17 protein-coding genes are annotated in these 18,387 nt (G+C 40.5%); 5 read left to right on the top strand and 12 right to left on the bottom strand.

From position 1 onward, the window contains the following. Positions 1-36 precede the first annotated feature (36 nt). From PSM_RS08850 to PSM_RS08865, 4 genes are read left to right on the top strand one after another with little or no spacing between them, the layout of a single operon-like run. Positions 37-1,959, top strand: a complete 1,923-nt coding sequence (locus PSM_RS08850; RefSeq protein WP_013465180.1) for a PrkA family serine protein kinase — start codon at positions 37-39, stop codon at positions 1,957-1,959. 31 nt (positions 1,960-1,990) lie between these two features. Continuing rightward, a complete protein-coding gene (locus PSM_RS08855; RefSeq protein WP_013465181.1) occupies positions 1,991-3,274 on the top strand; it encodes a YeaH/YhbH family protein in 1,284 nt (427 codons plus the stop codon). 18 nt (positions 3,275-3,292) lie between these two features. After that, positions 3,293-4,807: a SpoVR family protein gene (locus PSM_RS08860; protein WP_013465182.1), complete on the top strand. Its 1,515-nt coding sequence runs from the start codon at positions 3,293-3,295 to the stop codon at positions 4,805-4,807. Positions 4,808-4,812: 5 nt separating this feature from the next. Beyond that, positions 4,813-5,694, top strand: a complete 882-nt coding sequence (locus PSM_RS08865; RefSeq protein ID WP_013465183.1) for a universal stress protein — start codon at positions 4,813-4,815, stop codon at positions 5,692-5,694. A 10-nt stretch (positions 5,695-5,704) separates the two neighbouring features. On the opposite strand, the gene PSM_RS08870 is transcribed toward PSM_RS08865, so the two are convergent. Next, entirely contained in the window at positions 5,705-6,676 is a 972-nt protein-coding gene (locus tag PSM_RS08870; protein ID WP_013465184.1) for a sensor domain-containing diguanylate cyclase, read from the bottom strand. 6 nt (positions 6,677-6,682) lie between these two features. Next, entirely contained in the window at positions 6,683-7,687 is a 1,005-nt protein-coding gene (locus tag PSM_RS08875; protein WP_013465185.1) for a response regulator, read from the bottom strand. Between the two features lie 221 nt (positions 7,688-7,908). Here PSM_RS08875 and tpx point away from each other — a divergent pair, with 221 nt between their 5' ends. Continuing rightward, complete coding sequence (gene tpx, locus PSM_RS08880) at positions 7,909-8,490, top strand: thiol peroxidase (protein ID WP_013465186.1); 582 nt, start codon at positions 7,909-7,911, stop codon at positions 8,488-8,490. 75 nt (positions 8,491-8,565) lie between these two features. On the opposite strand, the gene adk is transcribed toward tpx, so the two are convergent. The 10 genes from adk to PSM_RS08925 all read right to left on the bottom strand — a co-directional run bounded on the left by adk (position 8,566) and on the right by PSM_RS08925 (position 18,340). Continuing rightward, positions 8,566-9,210 carry an adenylate kinase gene (gene adk, locus PSM_RS08885; protein WP_013465187.1) on the bottom strand — a complete coding sequence of 215 codons (645 nt, stop codon included), beginning with the start codon at positions 9,208-9,210 and terminating at the stop codon, positions 8,566-8,568. A 361-nt stretch (positions 9,211-9,571) separates the two neighbouring features. Then, positions 9,572-11,485: a molecular chaperone HtpG gene (gene htpG / locus PSM_RS08890; RefSeq protein WP_013465188.1), complete on the bottom strand. Its 1,914-nt coding sequence runs from the start codon at positions 11,483-11,485 to the stop codon at positions 9,572-9,574. A gap of 130 nt (positions 11,486-11,615) precedes the next feature. After that, positions 11,616-12,329, bottom strand: a complete 714-nt coding sequence (locus PSM_RS08895) for an RluA family pseudouridine synthase (RefSeq protein ID WP_013465189.1) — start codon at positions 12,327-12,329, stop codon at positions 11,616-11,618. A gap of 105 nt (positions 12,330-12,434) precedes the next feature. Continuing rightward, positions 12,435-13,043, bottom strand: a complete 609-nt coding sequence (gene recR / locus PSM_RS08900) for a recombination mediator RecR (protein ID WP_013465190.1) — start codon at positions 13,041-13,043, stop codon at positions 12,435-12,437. Positions 13,044-13,049: 6 nt separating this feature from the next. Continuing rightward, positions 13,050-13,376 carry a YbaB/EbfC family nucleoid-associated protein gene (locus tag PSM_RS08905; protein ID WP_013465191.1) on the bottom strand — a complete coding sequence of 109 codons (327 nt, stop codon included), beginning with the start codon at positions 13,374-13,376 and terminating at the stop codon, positions 13,050-13,052. A 60-nt stretch (positions 13,377-13,436) separates the two neighbouring features. Next, entirely contained in the window at positions 13,437-15,770 is a 2,334-nt protein-coding gene (gene dnaX, locus PSM_RS08910; protein WP_013465192.1) for a DNA polymerase III subunit gamma/tau, read from the bottom strand. A 3-nt stretch (positions 15,771-15,773) separates the two neighbouring features. Next, entirely contained in the window at positions 15,774-16,319 is a 546-nt protein-coding gene (gene apt / locus PSM_RS08915) for an adenine phosphoribosyltransferase (RefSeq protein WP_013465193.1), read from the bottom strand. A 161-nt stretch (positions 16,320-16,480) separates the two neighbouring features. Beyond that, entirely contained in the window at positions 16,481-16,603 is a 123-nt protein-coding gene (locus tag PSM_RS18825; RefSeq protein ID WP_013465194.1) for a hypothetical protein, read from the bottom strand. Positions 16,604-16,681: 78 nt separating this feature from the next. Next, the gene (locus tag PSM_RS08920) at positions 16,682-17,428 is read right to left on the bottom strand and encodes an HvfC family RiPP maturation protein (protein WP_013465195.1); all 747 of its coding nucleotides are present in this window, start codon (positions 17,426-17,428) and stop codon (positions 16,682-16,684) included. Positions 17,429-17,482: 54 nt separating this feature from the next. Continuing rightward, complete coding sequence (locus tag PSM_RS08925; protein ID WP_013465196.1) at positions 17,483-18,340, bottom strand: HvfB family MNIO-type RiPP peptide maturase; 858 nt, start codon at positions 18,338-18,340, stop codon at positions 17,483-17,485. Positions 18,341-18,387: the final 47 nt, after the last annotated feature.

Genomic DNA, 18,387 nt, shown 5'->3' on the forward strand with positions numbered 1-18,387 from the left:
GTGAATACATTTTCCAAGTAGGTTTCGGAGGTCATTATGACTATTTTTGATCACTACCAAGCACGTTATGAATCAACACAAGAAGAAGAGTACAGTGTTGCTGAGTTTCTAGAAATTTGTAAAACCGATAAGTCTGCTTATGCCAGTGCACCTGAAAGATTACTGATGGCCATTGGCGAGCCTAAAATGGTAGATACCGCTACCGATACCCGTTTAAGTCGCTTATTTTCGAACCGTGTTGTTGCACGTTACCCTGCATTTGCCGATTTTTATGGTATGGAAGACGCCATTGAGCAAATTGTTTCTTATCTAAAACACGCGGCACAAGGCTTAGAAGAGTGTAAACAAGTGCTTTACTTGCTTGGCCCGGTGGGTGGCGGTAAGTCATCGATTGCTGAAAAGCTAAAGTATTTAATGCAACAAGTGCCTATTTATGCAATTAAGGGCTCCCCGGTTAATGACCATCCGCTGTCATTATTTGATCCCGTTGAAGATGCCAGCCTACTCGAAAAAGAATATGGAATTAAGTCTCGTTACCTCAAAACGGTAATGTCGCCATGGGCCGCAAAACGTTTACAAGAATTTAATGGTGATATTAGTCAATTTAGAGTGGTTAAACGTTTCCCATCAATTTTAAATCAAGTTGCGATTGCTAAAACAGAGCCCGGAGATGAAAACAATCAAGATATTTCTGCTCTTGTCGGTAAGGTCGATATTCGCCAACTTGAACACTTTGCACAAAATGATCCTGATGCTTATGCCTATTCAGGCGCATTATGTTTAGCCAACCAAGGCTTAATGGAATTTGTGGAAATGTTTAAAGCCCCCATAAAAGTGTTACATCCGCTTTTAACAGCTACCCAAGAAGGTAACTATAACGGCACAGAAGGCATAAGCGCCCTGCCATTTAACGGCATGATACTCGCCCACTCTAATGAATCAGAATGGCAAACCTTTAAAAACAATAAAAACAACGAAGCCTTTTTAGACCGTGTTTATATTGTTAAGGTTCCTTATTGCTTACGAGTGACCGAAGAAATTAAAATTTACGATAAGCTTATTGAACACAGTGAGCTTTACAACGCCCCCTGTGCGCCAGGTACACTTAAAATTTTAGCCCAATTTACCACTCTTTCGCGCTTAAAAGAGCCGGAAAACTCAAGCATTTACTCTAAGATGCGAGTTTACGATGGTGAAACCCTTAAAGACACCGATCCAAAAGCGAAGTCGTATCAAGAGTATCGTGATTATGCTGGTGTTGATGAGGGCATGACCGGGCTTTCAACCCGTTTTGCGTTTAAGATTTTATCGCGAGTATTCAACTTTGACACTACCGAAGTGGCCGCCAACCCTGTGCATTTGTTTTATGTGCTTGAGCAACAAATTGAGCGTGAACAATTTAGTGCCGAGGTTGAAGAACGTTATTTAAGCTTTTTAAAAGGCTATTTAATTCCACAATATGTTGAGTTTATAGGTAAAGAGCTACAAACCGCGTACTTAGAGTCATATTCAGAATATGGCCAAAATATTTTTGACCGCTACGTTATTTATGCTGATTTTTGGATTCAAGATCAAGAATACCGCGACCCTGATACAGGGCAATTATTTGACCGTGATGCACTCAACGCTGAGCTTGAAAAAATAGAAAAGCCTGCAGGTATTTCAAACCCTAAAGATTTTAGAAATGAAATTGTTAACTTTGTACTGCGTGCTCGCGCTCATAACAATGGCAAAAATCCGCTGTGGACAAGTTATGAAAAACTACGCACGGTTATTGAGAAAAAAATGTTCTCAAACACGGAAGACTTACTCCCTGTTATTTCATTTAATGCAAAAACATCAGCTGAAGATCAGCAAAAGCATGAGGACTTTGTTAATCGTATGGTTGAAAAAGGCTACACGCAAAAACAAGTGCGCTTGCTATCTGAGTGGTATTTACGGGTTAGAAAATCGCAATAACCTTCATAATTGCAGTTTTTAGGAGGTCATTATGGCGCATTTTATCGACAGGCGTTTAAATGGCAAAAACAAAAGCACAGTTAACCGCCAGCGTTTTATTAGGCGTTATAAAAAGCAGATCAAAGAAGCGGTGTCTGATGCGATCAATAAACGCAGTGTCACTGATTCAAGCTCTGGAGAGAGTATCTCTATTCCGCAGCGTGATATTAGCGAACCTACTTTTCATCAAGGTAGAGGCGGTAATAGAGAGCAAATACACCCTGGGAACGATCAGTTCTCTACTGGCGACAAAATAGAACGCCCTAAAGGAGGCAAAGGCGGTGGCGCAGGCGAAGGTGAAGCAAGTGACTCTGGCGAAGGCCAAGATGAATTTGTTTTTTCTATCTCTAAAGATGAATACCTTGATTTGTTATTTGAGGATTTAGAACTCCCTAATTTGCAAGAAAATCAGCTTGATAAGCTAGTGCAAATGAAAACCCATCGCGCTGGGTTTTGCAGTGATGGTATGCCCAGTAATATTGATGTAGTGCGCTCATTACAAGGCTCTCTAGCTCGTCGTATTGCAATGACCGCAGGTAAAAAACGCCGCCTTAGCGAGCTTGAGGGGCAACTAGCACTGCTGCTTGAACAACCACACTGTGATAAAGCCGCTGTGGCCTTATTACAAAAAGAAATCGACACACTTAAACAGCAAATAAAAACCGTGCCCTTTATCGATAATTACGACTTACGTTTTCGTAACTACGACAAACAACCACACCCAACTAGTAAAGCGGTGATGTTTTGTATTATGGATGTGTCAGGTTCAATGGATCAAGCAACAAAAGACATGGCAAAACGCTTTTACATTTTGCTTTATCAGTTTTTAACTCGCAGCTACAAAGACATCGACGTTGTGTATATTCGCCATCATACCCAAGCCAAAGAAGTTGATGAGCAAGAGTTTTTTTATTCACAAGAAACAGGCGGTACCATTGTTTCAAGTGCACTAAAACTGATGAATGAAATAATAGCTGAGCGCTATAATGCTGATGAATGGAATATATACGCAGCACAAGCTTCTGATGGTGATAATTGGGCCGATGACACGCCCCAATGTGGACACATTTTACGTAATAAAATACTTAAAGCTGTTCGCTATTTTGCCTATATAGAAATTACCACACGTGCTCATCAAAGTTTATGGCGCGAGTATCAAAACATTAGTCAAACGAACAGTAATTTTGCCATCCAGCATATCCAATGTGTTGAAGATATTTACCCTATATTTAGGGAGCTATTTAAAAAAGGTCGTCAACAGCAAGGGGCTGCATAGCCAAAGCGAGGTAGCATTATGAACGATAATCGAATAAGTGATGGGCCAGATTGGACCTTTGAACTATTGCAACAATACCAAGACGAAATAGCGCGTGTGGCTGAGCACTACAAGTTAGACACCTACCCTAACCAAATTGAAGTGATCACCGCAGAACAAATGATGGATGCCTACTCAAGTGTAGGCATGCCCATTGGCTACACTCACTGGTCGTATGGTAAAAAATTTATTCAAACGGAGCAAAATTATAAACGCGGTCAAATGGGACTTGCGTATGAAATTGTGATTAATTCGAACCCCTGTATTGCTTACCTAATGGAAGAAAACACCCTTCCGATGCAGGCACTGGTTATGGCACATGCTTGCTATGGGCATAACTCATTTTTTAAAGGGAATTATTTATTTAAAACATGGACTGATGCAGGCTCAATTATTGATTATTTATTGTTTGCTAAAAACTATATTAGCCGCTGTGAAGAAAAGTACGGTATTTCCGAAGTAGAAAGCATACTCGACTCATGTCATGCATTAATGAGTTACGGTGTTGATAGGTACAAACGTCCACAACGAATTTCGTTATTTGAAGAGCAAAAGCGTCAGCAAGAACGGGCTGAGTATTTGCAATCACAAGTTAACGAATTATGGCGTACCATTCCTTCTCAACAGCAAGAGTCAAAAAAACACGAACGCCACTTCCCGCAAGAGCCACAGGAAAATATTCTGTACTTTATTGAAAAAAATGCCCCTTTACTCGAGTCATGGCAGCGAGAAATCGTCAGGATAGTGCGAAAAATATCACAATACTTTTACCCGCAAAAACAAACCCAAGTAATGAATGAAGGTTGGGCCACTTTTTGGCACTACACTATTTTGAACCATTTATATGATGAGGGAAAACTAACCGACTCATTTATGTTGGAGTTTTTACAAAGCCATACTAATGTTGTGTACCAACCTCCATACAATAGCGATTATTACTCAGGTATTAACCCCTATGCACTGGGCTTTAATATGATGGTTGATATACGTCGTATTTGTGAAAACCCAACAGAAGAAGATAAACGCTGGTTCCCTGAGCATGCGGGCAGTGACTGGCTCGAGACACTGCACTTTGCAATGCAAAATTTCAAAGATGAGAGTTTTATTAGCCAATTTTTATCCCCTAAGCTGATTCGGGATTTTAAATTATTCACCATAGTCGACCATGCTAGTAACCCACATTTAGAAATAGGCGCTATTCACGACGATAATGGCTACAAAGCGGTTAGAGAAGCACTTTCTGCACAATATAACCTTAGTAATCATGAGCCTAACATACAAGTTTACGATGTTGACTTACGCGGTGACCGCTCTTTAACCCTACGATATGTACCTCATAATGCCGTTCCACTGGCTAACTCCCATGGGGAGGTATTAAAACACCTTTACAGACTATGGGGCTTTAAGGTAAAACTGGAACAGGAGTCAAATTCTGGTGAGATTTCAACCATTGGTCAATGTCCAATTGATGATTCACGCCATACAACAGAGTAAAAATAATGGACAAAAAAAAGCTTCTTGTACTGATTGATTCGGTTGAATTTGCAAAAACGTCATTGCAGCATGCTAAACAAAAAGCGCTGCAAGGGAATAAACATATTGATATTGTTGCATTTAGCTTTGAAGAAACCGGCAATATTTTATTTTCTCTGTCGCCAGAACAATTGCTTTCACTCCAAGATAAATGCCTTTCATCATTAAGGGCACAGTTGGAGCCACTGATTAGCGCAGAACTGGAGGGTTGCAGTTATACCTTTCAAACCGCATGGCATGAAGCCCCCGAGCAGTGGCTTAACGAAGATATTAATACTGATGATTACGAAATGGTGATAAAAACACGCCATATCGACAGCGACAGCCAATTTAGTGAACTTGATTGGCAACTTATCCGCTTTACGCCCATCGCTTTGTATTTAGCGGCAGATAACAAATGGCGCAAGCATACCAACATACTCGCCGCACTTGATTTAGCCAGCGAAAAAACCGCAAAACATAAACTTAATCAGTCAATTATTAAATATGGCCTAGCATACGCACAGCGAACAGACTGTGAATTTTATGCCGGCTACACAGTGTATATTTCTCCAATATTAAGAGATTTAGGCTTAGTATTTTCAGAAGAGCAACTAGTCAATGCCTTTGAGAAATTACCTCAATCACAGCAACAACTCATTATTGATAATAACTTACGCGACAAACTTTATATTAAAGCGGGTTTACCTGAGCAGGTGATCCCAAGCTTAGCGGCCAAGCTCAATGCTGATTTAGTGATTATAGGATCTGTTGGGAATGTAGGAATTAAAGCAAAACTCATTGGTAATACTGCAGAAAAAATAATGCGCTTACTTAAAACTGACTTGCTTATTTTACCCCCCAATTAAAAAATGATGCCTAAGCATCATTTTTTATATCAGCGTATACCGACACTTTATTTCGACCTGTTTCTTTTGAATGATAAAGCGCTTTATCGGCAGCTTCAATCCAGCGTTCGTGATCTTTAAACTGATCATCAAAACACGCAATACCCACACTAATGGCCATATGCACCGTGTGCTCATTGTATTTCGCCGGAGAGGTTTCAATTAATTGGCGTAAACGTTCAGCAAATACAATCGCCCCTTGTTTATCGGTATCTAATAAAGTAACAACAAACTCTTCACCGCCGTATCGCCCAGCAATGTCTGTTTCACGCAATGCAGTTTTCAGTAAACTCGCTATATGACGAAGTGCTTCATCTCCAGCACTGTGTCCAAAATCATCATTTACCTTTTTAAAGTGGTCAATATCAAAAATTAATAACGAGCAACAACCTTCGTTTCGCTTCGTTCGTAAAAATTCTTGGTGCAGTAAATGCTCCCAATGCCCTCTATTGGCAAGCTGGGTTAAACTATCTGTTTGGCTTACTTGTTCTAGTTTTTTATTTAACTCTTCTAGTTCTTTTTTGTTAACCGCAATATCTGTCACATCGTAAATAATAATACAAATATGCTCGACTTCGCCTCGCACATTGGTAAGTGGAATAAACGTGGCATTTTGATACATATAGTCCGCTTTACCGGTAATTGGTCGGTAGTTTTTAAAACGAAAAATATACGGCTGCTGCTCCCAAATAGTAAATGAACGATTCTTTAATACAAACACTGACTCAGATTTACTTCTAAACCATTTTTCATCAATGGCCGGAAATAAATCAAATAAGTCTTTGTCTTTTACAGCGCTCGGTAACAAACCAGAATGATTTTCCATAAAACCATTCCATACATGCACTTTGTATTCTCGATCGAGTACAACAAGACCGACATCAACCGTATTAAACATATCCATTAACCAATGGATTTCATTCAAATCTAAATCAGCTGGCATAAATATTTAATCTTCTAGTAGATAAGCAACTTTGTATTTCAAAGTTTTCAGTGAATCTTCAGTAAAGAGCAACATTAAATCACAACTAATATCATGATTTTCAATACCGTAACTTATTTCTATGGCTAGAGTCCGTTGCCAGCGCGACTTATTCGACTGAACAAGCTCAGAAACGTCCCGATGCTGCCCCAAAACTATTGGATGCCCTTGGCTAAAGGTCATGTCGAGCTGTTTTGACAAGCCGGTTAAAATAGCGCCAATTAAAATGTTACTTACATCCATTAGCAACTCTAACTCAACCTTGTCGTTTAGTTCACCTTCGTAATTCATGAGTGAGGCTATTTCTTTAAAGCTAGAGTCATTTAAAAGTAATAATGCCTCGCCAGATACCCCACCACCTATAAAGCCTTGGCAAATACCCGATGTAGTATCATTGGTATCAACAGAGCTTAACGCCATGTTGAGCTCACTGACTTCTAAAACATTAACATTAGGAATGGGTAACTTAACAAATACATTAAGCAGTCTTGCCAGTAAATCTCCCGCCTGACCCATGGCAACATTAGTCAGCTCTTGATATATATCACGAACATCAGGGTCAACTTGTTCACCTAACGAGTGAGACATGCGTTCACGCAGTGCTCTATCTCTAATACCATGATGTTCAATAATGGCAGCAAGCTTTTCGGGGGAACACGGTTTTTGAATAAAATCTATGGCGCCAAGCTCAAGCACACGTTGATGCGCACTCGGTTGAATATCGCCTGATACCACAACAGTGAGAACGTCGAGTCCTTGCTCTTTCATTGCAGCAAGCACGCCATAACCGTCCATTTCTGGCATATTTAAATCAAGGAAAAGAATTTCAGGCTGGGCTTTAGTTATTTGTTTTATGCAGTCTACACCGTCACATGCAAATTCAACTTTAATATCCCAATCATCGGGTAAAGAGCGAGCTAATTGACGTCTAGCTAGTTTTGAATCATCACAAATTAAAACCGATGTTGACATATTATCTCTCTATTTTAAAACTTGTTGTACGCTGACACCGCAAAAAATAAAGGCACGGATATTATTAATTAATACCTATTTCTTATATATACATAGTAATCAAAGTATTGCTTATTTACAATTTTAGGGAAAAATAAACGCGTCAATTATTCTGCTTGGTAACTCCATCACAGTATAATACACTCACCACTATTACGTTAATTCTTAAAAGGAAAAAATCCATGCGTCGTTCATTAGCCTTTGCATTGAGCCTGTTTTGTTGCACTAGTTTTGCATCAGAGTTACCTGAAAACACCTTAGATGCAGGAAAAGTAACAGCGCAAGGTAAACCTGTTACGTTACTAGGTCAAGGCCTTAAAGTCGGTGCTGATGCGCCAAATTTTAAAGTGGTCGACGACAGCTTTACTGCCATTACATTAGAAAATTACCAAGGGCAGGCTGTATTGATAAGTGTAGTACCAAGCTTAGATACTGGCATTTGTAGCCTACAAACAAAGCATTTTAATGAAAAAGTAGCGCAACAGTTTCCTGGCGTGGCCATGTTGACGATTAGTGCTGACCTACCTTTTGCACAAAAACGTTTTTGCAAAGCAGAAAATATCGATAAAGTTACGACACTTTCTGATTCTGTATGGCGTGATTTTGGCCAAAAGTATGGGTTAATAATTAAAGATATGGGGTTACTTACTCGCGCTGTTTTTATTCTCGATAAAAGCCATAAAGTTATATATAAACAATTAGTTAGTAGCTTATCAACCGAGCCTGAATACGATAGCGTTATTGAAAAGCTTAAAACGCTTTAAAGGTCGAATTTCAGATAATAAAAAACCGCTATGAAGCGGTTTTTTTTTAATTATGCTTTTAATTTTAGATAAAAATTAACCTAAAAGCTCAGCTAGTTGCTTGCTTACTGCTTCAACCGCTTGAGTACCGTCTAATTTATGGTACTGCGTATTACCAGCTTGCGCTTCTGCTTGATAGTAGTCAACCAATGGCATTGTTTGCTCATGGTAAATGCCTAAGCGTTTACGAACTGTCTCTTCTGTGTCATCCGCACGGATAATAAGCTCTTCGCCTGTTTCGTTGTCTTTACCTTCCTCTTTTGGTGGATTGTAAACAACATGGTAAACACGACCAGAACCAGGATGAACACGACGGCCACCCATACGCTCAACAATCACTTCATCAGCAACATCAAATTCAATAACGTGATCAACGACAACGCCATTATCTTTCATTGCATCAGCTTGTGGAATGGTACGTGGGAAGCCATCAAGTAAAAAGCCTTTCTCACAATCAGGTTTTGCAATGCGCTCTTTAACAAGGCCAATGATGATGTCATCAGAAATTAACTGACCTGCGTCCATTACTTTTTTTGCTTCAAGGCCAAGTGGTGTGCCCTCTTTAATTGCAGCTCGTAGCATATCACCGGTAGAAATTTGTGGAATACCGTATCTATCCATTAAAAACTGAGCTTGAGTACCTTTACCTGCACCCGGCGCGCCCAAAAGAATAATGCGCATATCATTGTCCCCTAATATGAGAGTTTATTTTAAAGTCTGAATTCTTCCACAAGCGCCGCAGATACTCAAGTAACTTATACTAATTGTCTAGAGTCTGTTGGCCTTTGCGGAATAATATTTGTGCAAACTAGGGGCACTTTAATCGCGGCGCAATGTTTGCAACTTAGTAGGCTGAGTAAAAATCGAGCAAAGCTTCTGCGTCCTGCTCACGCCATTTGCCACCATCCATATAGGCAGACAGACCCATTCGGGCAGCGCCTATGCAGCAAATTTAACCTTTAAAAATCAATAAACTCTATGCTCCAGCGCATAAAAAAGGGAACAAACGTTCCCTTTTTACTCAATCATTGATTTTTAATACTTATTTGCTTAAATCAAGCATAAGTTTATTTAAGCGAGTGACAAATCCAGTTGGATCTTTAAGCGTACCGCGCTCAGCTAGTAATGCTTGATCTAGCAATACATGTGACCACTGCGCAAATTTATCTTCGTCTTGCTCATCATTTAAATGCTTAACAATCTGATGCTCAGGGTTTAGCTCAAACACAGGTTTAGCTTCTGGCACTGCTTGACCTACTGACTCCATCAGCTTTTGCATTTGCGAGCTCATGTCGTTGTCGTCGCTCACCACACAGGCTGGCGAATCGGTTAAACGATGTGTAAAGCGTACTTCTTTAACATCATCACCTAATGCGGTCTTAATACGCTCAATAAGGCCTGCAACTTCTTTTTCAGACTCTTCTTGTGCTTTTTTAGTTTCTTCGTCGTCTAAATCGCCTAAATCTAAATCACCGCGAGTAATTGATTGAAATTGCTTGTCTGCAAATTCAGTTAAGTGGCTCATCATCCACTCATCAACACGGTCACTTAGTAGTAAAACTTCAATGCCTTTTTTACGGAAGATCTCTAAATGCGGTGAGTTTTTAGCTGCAATAAATGAGTCAGCAACAACATAGTAAATTTTATCTTGGCTGTCTTTCATACGCTCAATGTATTGTTCAAGCGATACATCTTGAGTGTCTGAATCGGTATGCGTTGAAGCAAAACGTAATAGCTTAGCAATGCTCTCTTTGTTAGCCGCATCTTCTGCTGGGCCTTCTTTCATTACTTGACCAAATTCATTCCAAAACGTTTGGTAATCATCGGCTTTGTTTTTCGCCATACGCTCAAGCATTTTAATAATACGCGACGTACACCCCTTACGGATAGCTTGGGTCACTTTGTTATCTTGAAGTATTTCACGCGATACGTTCAGTGGTAAATCATTTGAATCTAATAGACCTTTAACGAAACGCAGGTAGCTTGGCATAAACTGCTCAGCATCATCCATAATGAATACACGTTGCACGTATAATTTTAAGCCACTTTGGCGCTCGCGGTTCCATAAATCAAACGGCGCTTTTTTCGGAATGTATAACAAGCTGGTGTATTCAGTTTTACCTTCAACTTTGTTATGTCCCCAACTAAGTGGATCTTCCCAGTCATGGCTTACATGCTTGTAAAATTCTTTGTATTCATCTTCAGAGATTTCAGACTTATCACGCGTCCACAATGCCGTAGCACGGTTAATGCTTTCCCACTCACCAGGAACTGCTGGAATTTTCTCGCCGTCTTCGCCTTCAGACTCTGGTACTTCTGCTTTGTACATTTGTACTGGTGTAGAAATATGATCAGAGTATTTAGTCACGATACTACGAAGGCGCCATTCGTCTGCGTACTCTTTTTCTTCTTCACGTAGGTGTAGAATAATGTCTGTACCGCGGCCTTCTTTTTCAATTTCTTGCAGCGTGTATTCACCTTCACCTTTTGATTGCCACTCTACAGCTGTTGTCTCGCCTGCTTTACGGGTACGCACTGTCACTTCATCAGCAACAATAAACGCTGAGTAAAAGCCCACACCAAATTGACCAATAAGTTGTGAATCTTTGCTTTGGTCGCCCGTTAAGTTTTTGAAAAACTCTGCGGTACCCGACTTTGCAATTGTACCTAAAGAGCTGATCACTTCATCACGTGTCATACCAATACCATTATCAGAAATGGTTACCGTATTGGCTTCTTTATCAGCACTAATACGTACACGTAAATCAGCATCACCTTTATATAGGTCGCCGTTTGATAACGCTAAAAAGCGTAATTTATCGGCTGCATCAGATGCGTTTGATACAAGCTCACGTAAAAATATTTCTTTATTAGAATAAAGCGAGTGAATCATTAAGTTTAGTAATTGTTTTACTTCTGTTTGAAAGCCTAATGTTTCTTTTTGTGCTGCAGTCATTTATGTATCTCCAATTTGCAAAGTGTCTGCGTTATGCACTTAATATGGGGGGAGGTGTGAGAACTTCAAGGGAAAAAAGTAAAAAAAGCTGCCAGCAAAAAACAACAATATTATAAAAAACAATATCTGTTCAAAATGGGCTAGCACAGTGTAAATGCATCGGCTTTTGAGTGCTTGGGTGATGAAAATATATATCGCTGGCATGTAGCTGCAAACGCGACGCCATCTGCTCACTCTGTTCACTTTTATACAAATCGCAACCTAAAATAGGATGCCCAATTGCATGACTATGAATACGTAATTGATGCGTTCGACCAGTAACGGGGGTAAATTGCACTAACGTCTTGATTGGTTGAATAAAACGCTTAAGTACTGTGTAGTGTGTTAAGGCCGCTTTGCCTGTGGTGTTACATAACTTAACACGAGGAAAATGGAGTTTGTCTTTAGCAATCGGGTAATTTATTTGTCCGTGGTTATCGCACACTTTTCCTTGCAACATAGCGACATAGCGTTTGCTTATGGTGTGACTTTGAAATTGTTGATTGAGGTTTTTTGCCGACTCACTATTGAGTGCCACCAGCATGATCCCTGAGGTTCCAAAATCTAATCGATGAGGTAACTTTGCTTCTGCAAAGGCGGCTGTTTTACCCTGTTGACCATTGACTAAGCGATAATGAACGGAATCCCAATTTAGTGGGTTTTTACCCGACAAACTCAATAAACCGCTAGGTTTATTGATCACTAAAAGCGCCTCATCTTGATAAATAATTTTTATGTGTTCATGGCAAACAGGTGCGATAAAGTCATCAACAATCACACTAGCACTTTGGGTTATTGCAGCCATACCATCCTTAAACTTTTGTTTATATTGCAATTAAAGCCAACAAAAAAGCCTACAGCATGTATGTAGGCTTTTAAAGTAAGTTCAAATAGTTAAGCTTAAAATAAACTATTCATGGCTGACTAAGCGCCTACCGCTAAATGCATGCATAAGCGTCATTCCATCGACTAAATCAAGCTCACCACCAACAGGAATACCATGAGCAATACGCGATGCACCCACATTGTTTTTGTGGCAAAGCTGAGCAATATAATGCGCCGTTGTTTCGCCTTCAACCGAAGGATTTGTGGCTAAAATGACTTCATTAATACCGCCTTGCGCAAGCTTTTGCTCGAGTACATCAAGGCCAATTTCTTTAGGCCCTATGCCATCAATCGGTGATAAATGCCCCATTAATACAAAGTAAAGCCCTTTGTATTGACCTGTTTGCTCAATGGCGAGTACATCCGTTGGCGATTCAACAACACATAAAATACCACTGTCTTGGCGCTTAGTGCTTAAGCAAATATCACATTGTGCTTGCTCGGTAAACGTGCGGCACGACTGACAATGCCCTACAGCCGTCATCGCTTTTGTTAGCGCATTGCCAAGCTGAGTGCCGCCTTTACGGTCGCGCTCTAATAAATGAAATGCAATACGCTGGGCAGACTTCGGACCGATGCCGGGCTGACAACGAAGTGCTTCAATAAGCGATGTTAAACTATCTGAAAGTTGCATAGTTGCTTAGAACGGCATTTTCATACCAGGTGGTAATTGCATACCGCCTGTCACTTTACCCATGCGTTCTTGCGTTTCATCGGCAACACGGCGAACAGCATCGTTACATGCTGCAGCTAATAAATCTTCAATCATGTCTTTGTCGTCTTCCATTAAGCTTTCATCAAGCTCAACACGGCGCACGTTGTGGTTACCAAGCATGGTTACTTTAACTAAACCGGCACCAGCTTCACCAACGACTTCCATTGTTGCGATTTCTTCTTGGGCTTTTTGCATGCGCTCTTGCATTTGCTGCGCTTGCTTCATCATGTTACCCATTCCACCTTTAAACATAATCGTCTCTCTTTCTTTTAATACATTAACTGAAGTATAAATAAGGGCACTGATAGTTAATTACAATGCCTGAATACTGTTTTCGTCAATTTCAGCGCTAAATAGCTGTTGAAATTGTACTATATTTTCATCACTTGTGATCACATCAATCGCTTGCTGATGACGACCTGCATCAATTTTTTGTTGAATTAAATAAGGCGAGTCAATCACCCCACTGGCAAAGTCGATATTTAGCTCAACGTTATGCCCATAAATAGTCGATAACGCCACATTTAACTTTTGGCGCAGCATAGGCGTATCTAAATGCTTTTGCGATTCATCCACTTCAATATGAAAATGATTGTCTTGCTTGGTAAAAATTGAATGCAAGGCAAACTGGCGCATGCGCCCGCCAAGCCCCATTCGCTTAATTAAATAAGCCCATTCATCTTGTTGATGGGCAAATCTAATTTCACTGATGGGGCTTTGAAAATCATCCGGCACCGGAATACTTGGTGCTTGTTCAACAACAGGAGCCGGTTTTTGCGGATTAATTTGCTCTAATAGCTCAGGTGCAAGATTTTCGGTAATTGTTTGATGCTTTGCTTTAAAGTCAACTTTATTTGCAGGTTTAGTGCTTACCTGTGGCTTGCTCCCTGACATGGGGAGCGCTGGCTTTTTTGGTAACTCATCACCCGCCTCACTATCCCATGGAGGCGGCTCCTGCGCTACAGCTTGAGGTGTATTGCTAATAGGTTTATCGACGGGCCTAGTAGGGGTCGATTTTGGCACAACAGGTTTTTCGGTTGCTGCGCTTGACAGTTTACCCGCACCGGAAATATTTCTGTCACGTAAAATACGCGCTATTGCATACTGTGCACGTGCTTCTTGCTCGCCCATTGTTGGCGCTGAATGCTCAGTGCTACTAGGTACGTTTGATAGCTCAGGATTAAATCCTTGGTCAACCGCGCTACTCATTACATCATCGTATTGCGCTGCAATGGTTTGTTCTACATCGCTGTGCTGCATGTAGGCATCATCTTCGCTTTGACGCTGCGCTTGTTCATCGCTCATTGGCGTTGTATCAGACACGTTTGGCTGACTTTGCGTTGACTCTTGCTCAATGTGAGTCCGGCTATTATCAGAGCGCGAAACCTCAGGCTCAGCAGCCTCTATTGGCTGTGGATTATGTATTGATGGCTGACTTTCAGTGCTATTGCTATGCGCTGGTTTATTTTTATTTAAAATATCACGCAATGCATTGGTACGCCCTGTGGCATTTTGCTCTGGCGCGGGTTGCGAGCTAGGTGCTGAATGCGTCGTTTGTGAGTGCTCAGGTTGAAATGCTAACAATCGTAGCATAATCATCTCAAACCCTAAGCGTGGCTCAGGCGCCCACTGTAAATCTTTTTTGCCATTCAGTAATAACTGATAATACACTTGAATTTGCTGAGCATGAGTGTGCGCTGCAACATGCTTAATGTAGTCAGCATTATTGCTATCAAGTGCTGCCGCTTCAGGCACTAATTGGCTTAATTGAATAATATGCGTAAGTGCAATTAAGTCATCAAGTAGTGCAATGTAATTAGGATTTCTGCTCGCGACTTGGGCAACTTCAGCCATTAAGGCTGCGCCATCCTGCGCGAGTAATGCAGCGAGTAAACTCTGACTATAATGGGTATCCATTAAACCAAGCATGGCTTGAACAGCTTGATTATTAATATCGCCATTTGTTTGAGCAATAGCCTGATCGGTCAGGCTCAGCGCATCTCGCATACTGCCATCGGCTGCTTTAGCAATAATACTTAGGGCATCATTATCAAAATTGAGCTGTTCTTGTGTAAGAACATGCTCAAGCTGTTGCTTAATTTCAGCTTGCGACAAGGCATTTAAATTAAACTGTAAACAGCGCGATAAAATAGTTACCGGTAATTTTTGTGGATCGGTGGTCGCCAGTAAAAACTTTACATGCTCAGGTGGTTCTTCGAGCGTTTTTAATAAGGCATTAAAGCTGTGCTTTGACAACATGTGTACTTCATCAATTAAGTACACTTTGTAGCGTCCGCGGGTTGGCGCATATTGAACGTTATCGAGTATTTCGCGAGTATCTTCAACTTTTGTGCGTGAGGCCGCATCTATTTCGAGTAAATCAATGTAGCGCCCTGCTTCTATATCAACACAGCTACTACATTGACCACATGGTGTGGCAGAAATGCCCTCATCACAATTTAAGCTTTTAGCAAAAATACGCGCAATGGTCGTTTTACCAACACCACGGGTTCCAGTGAATAAATAAGCGTGATGCAGTCTATTTTGATTCAGCGCATTAACCAGCGCTTGTTTAACATGAGACTGCCCAACCAATTCATGAAAGGTTTGAGGACGCCATTTTCTCGCTAGAACCTGATAACTCATCGATTATTCGCCTTCGAATTCAACCAATTTTAGGATTTTAATACCCATTTTTTCAACACGCTGCTCCCCACCTAGTTCAGGTAACGATACGACGAATGCTGCATCTGTGGCGTTGCCGCCTAATTTTGCAACCAACTTGGCTGTTGCTTCAATTGTACCACCGGTCGCCAACAAGTCGTCAACTAGCAATACTTTGTCACCGGCTACAATCGCATCAGTATGAAGCTCTAATGTATCTTCACCATATTCGAGTTGGTAATCTTGGCGAATAACTTCGCGCGGTAATTTACCAGGTTTGCGAACAGGGATAAAAGGAATTCCCAAGGCATAAGATAGCGGTGCACCAAAAATAAAGCCACGCGATTCTGTGCCAATAATTTTAGTAAAACCTTGATCTTTATAGGCGTTAATAAATGCATCTATGGTTGCTTTAAACGCTTCAGGGTTTGCCATTAGGGTTGTTACATCGCGAAACATAATGCCCGCTTTAGGGTAATCAGCAATTGTAGTAATGCTGTTTTTGATAATTGCTGGTGTTACTTGAGTCATAATTTTAACTGCTCAATGGTTCATATTACAAAGCAGGTGATTATAACCTTAAGTGAGCGTAAATTGCGAGTTTGCGGTAGTTATAAAAATTCAGGAAGGGTAAACAAGATAAAAAAATATAAGGCTGATGAAAACAACAGCCTTATGAAATAAAGCAAAAATTACGTCAAGCTGGTGATCCAACCTAAAATAGCATTTAAACACCCTATTCCAGCAAACACGGCTAAAAATGCAAAAAAGTAAGTCGCATTAAACGGGTCTTTAAACTCTTTATCATCTGACATCGGTACAACCTTTTATTAAGCACAACAAATAAAGGCGTTATAATAGACGATGTGAAATAATCTATAAAGAGCTTAATCTTAATTTTTTGTCACTATAATTTGACGCTGTGCCATAGCCGTTAGGGTACTTAATGCGCCTTGAGTTATTTGCTCAAGGCTAAATTGAGGTGCATTTTCACTGACTTGCTGGCAAACATGCGCAAATGTGCTTCCTGCGTTATTGTCAATAATAGACAACAGCATGGCGGTCATCGCATTAGTTGCTAAAAATTGTACTTCATCGTCTTTATCTCTGTACACCACAAAATAATGTGGCTGCTCAGAGGGCTGTTGCGGTTGAAACGCTTCGCTAATATGTTGTACGGGGAATTCATAGCTTAAGTTACGTGCCGTTTTAGATAAATATAAAGGGCTTTGGGTTAATTGATTCGTTTCCAGTTCGCTCTCATCCAAGTCAGCCTGAGTTACCGATACATCAAGCTCAATCCATTCATAATGCGCCAGCGCTAGCATAAACACAGGGTCGCACTCTTTGGGCACATAACTTGTCATTAAATACGTTATAAACTCTTCAGCAATATCTAAAAAGTAAGGAGACTGGCAATCATGTTCACTAAAAAATTGACGAACCAGTAATAGCCACTGTTGCTCACTATAGAGTGTTTTTAAAACTGGAAATGCTGATGAAACAAACCCATTAATATTATTAAAAAAAAGCTCCCGATAAATAGCCATACGTCTGTCTTCAACATCTGCTGGGCAAGGGTTCGTGTTGGGCTGGCGAATATGAGCCATAAACTCATTTTGAATATCGATAAAACTCATAGTTAATACTCTTTTAAAACCATGCTGTTGTTATTACTAGCTGCATAGGACTGTTTAAGCACTTTGCTCAGTGGATAACCGCTGCAGGTGCTTTGCTTGTAATTGATGAATTATATCCAGCTCTTTGGTTAACACGTTAATAGGTGGAATATTAAAGTCCCGCTCTAACAGCGTCGGAAATACACCATGTGTTTCATAAGCGCTATCAAGCAACTGCCATACGGGATCAATAACATCGGTGCCATGAGTATCTATAATCAAGTCCTCGGCTTCGTTGTAATGCCCTGCAACATGGGCATAAGCAATTCGGTTAGTTGGCAATGCAGCTAAAAAGGCATGTGCATCGTAGCCATGATTAACTGAATTAACATAAATATTATTTACATCTAGTAGTAACTGGCAATCAGCCTGTTCTAAAATAGCGTTTGTAAATTCAAGCTCAGTTAACTGTTGTCCAGGCGCGCCATAATAAGACACATTTTCCAGCGCAAGTGGGCGTTCTAAAATATCTTGTACCTGTTTAACCCGAGAAACAACATGGTTAACCGCCTCCTCAGTGAAAGGGATCGGCATTAAGTCATACATGTGTCCTTTTCCTGAACAATAACTTAAATGCTCGCTGTATACTTTAATATTATGAGTATCAAAAAACGGTTTTAACGACTTTACAAATTCAAGGTCTAGTGGCTCAGGCGAGCCAATGGAAAGTGACAAACCATGGCAAACAAAATAATTAGTATTGGTTAACTGTTTGAACTGCTTTTCAAAGCGTCCACCTAACTTTAACCAGTTTTCTGGGGCCACTTCCATAAACTCAATTTGTTTTGGTACAGCACCGTCTAGCTCATCTAGCATTTCTCTTCGCAAACCTAAACCGACCATGCCAAAGTTAGGCGTTTGAATGTGAGCCATAATAAAACCTCATATTAAATAAAAAGGGCCTAATAGGCCCCATAGCT

The sequence above is a fragment of the Pseudoalteromonas sp. SM9913 genome, from assembly GCF_000184065.1.
In the GTDB taxonomy this organism is placed as follows: Bacteria; Pseudomonadota; Gammaproteobacteria; order Enterobacterales; family Alteromonadaceae; genus Pseudoalteromonas; species Pseudoalteromonas tetraodonis.

Excerpts from the sequence above, each read along its gene's own strand:
- PSM_RS08850 (WP_013465180.1), top strand. The coding sequence starts at position 37 with ATGACTATTTTTGATCACTACCAAGCACGTTATGAATCAACACAAGAA.
- PSM_RS08855 (WP_013465181.1), top strand. The coding sequence starts at position 1,991 with ATGGCGCATTTTATCGACAGGCGTTTAAATGGCAAAAACAAAAGCACA.
- PSM_RS08860 (WP_013465182.1), top strand. The coding sequence starts at position 3,293 with ATGAACGATAATCGAATAAGTGATGGGCCAGATTGGACCTTTGAACTA.
- PSM_RS08865 (WP_013465183.1), top strand. The coding sequence starts at position 4,813 with ATGGACAAAAAAAAGCTTCTTGTACTGATTGATTCGGTTGAATTTGCA.
- PSM_RS08870 (WP_013465184.1), bottom strand. The coding sequence starts at position 6,676 with ATGCCAGCTGATTTAGATTTGAATGAAATCCATTGGTTAATGGATATG.
- PSM_RS08875 (WP_013465185.1), bottom strand. The coding sequence starts at position 7,687 with ATGTCAACATCGGTTTTAATTTGTGATGATTCAAAACTAGCTAGACGT.
- tpx (WP_013465186.1), top strand. The coding sequence starts at position 7,909 with ATGCGTCGTTCATTAGCCTTTGCATTGAGCCTGTTTTGTTGCACTAGT.
- adk (WP_013465187.1), bottom strand. The coding sequence starts at position 9,210 with ATGCGCATTATTCTTTTGGGCGCGCCGGGTGCAGGTAAAGGTACTCAA.
- htpG (WP_013465188.1), bottom strand. The coding sequence starts at position 11,485 with ATGACTGCAGCACAAAAAGAAACATTAGGCTTTCAAACAGAAGTAAAA.
- PSM_RS08895 (WP_013465189.1), bottom strand. The coding sequence starts at position 12,329 with ATGGCTGCAATAACCCAAAGTGCTAGTGTGATTGTTGATGACTTTATC.
- recR (WP_013465190.1), bottom strand. The coding sequence starts at position 13,043 with ATGCAACTTTCAGATAGTTTAACATCGCTTATTGAAGCACTTCGTTGT.
- PSM_RS08905 (WP_013465191.1), bottom strand. The coding sequence starts at position 13,376 with ATGTTTAAAGGTGGAATGGGTAACATGATGAAGCAAGCGCAGCAAATG.
- dnaX (WP_013465192.1), bottom strand. The coding sequence starts at position 15,770 with ATGAGTTATCAGGTTCTAGCGAGAAAATGGCGTCCTCAAACCTTTCAT.
- apt (WP_013465193.1), bottom strand. The coding sequence starts at position 16,319 with ATGACTCAAGTAACACCAGCAATTATCAAAAACAGCATTACTACAATT.
- PSM_RS18825 (WP_013465194.1), bottom strand. The coding sequence starts at position 16,603 with ATGTCAGATGATAAAGAGTTTAAAGACCCGTTTAATGCGACTTACTTT.
- PSM_RS08920 (WP_013465195.1), bottom strand. The coding sequence starts at position 17,428 with ATGAGTTTTATCGATATTCAAAATGAGTTTATGGCTCATATTCGCCAG.
- PSM_RS08925 (WP_013465196.1), bottom strand. The coding sequence starts at position 18,340 with ATGGCTCACATTCAAACGCCTAACTTTGGCATGGTCGGTTTAGGTTTG.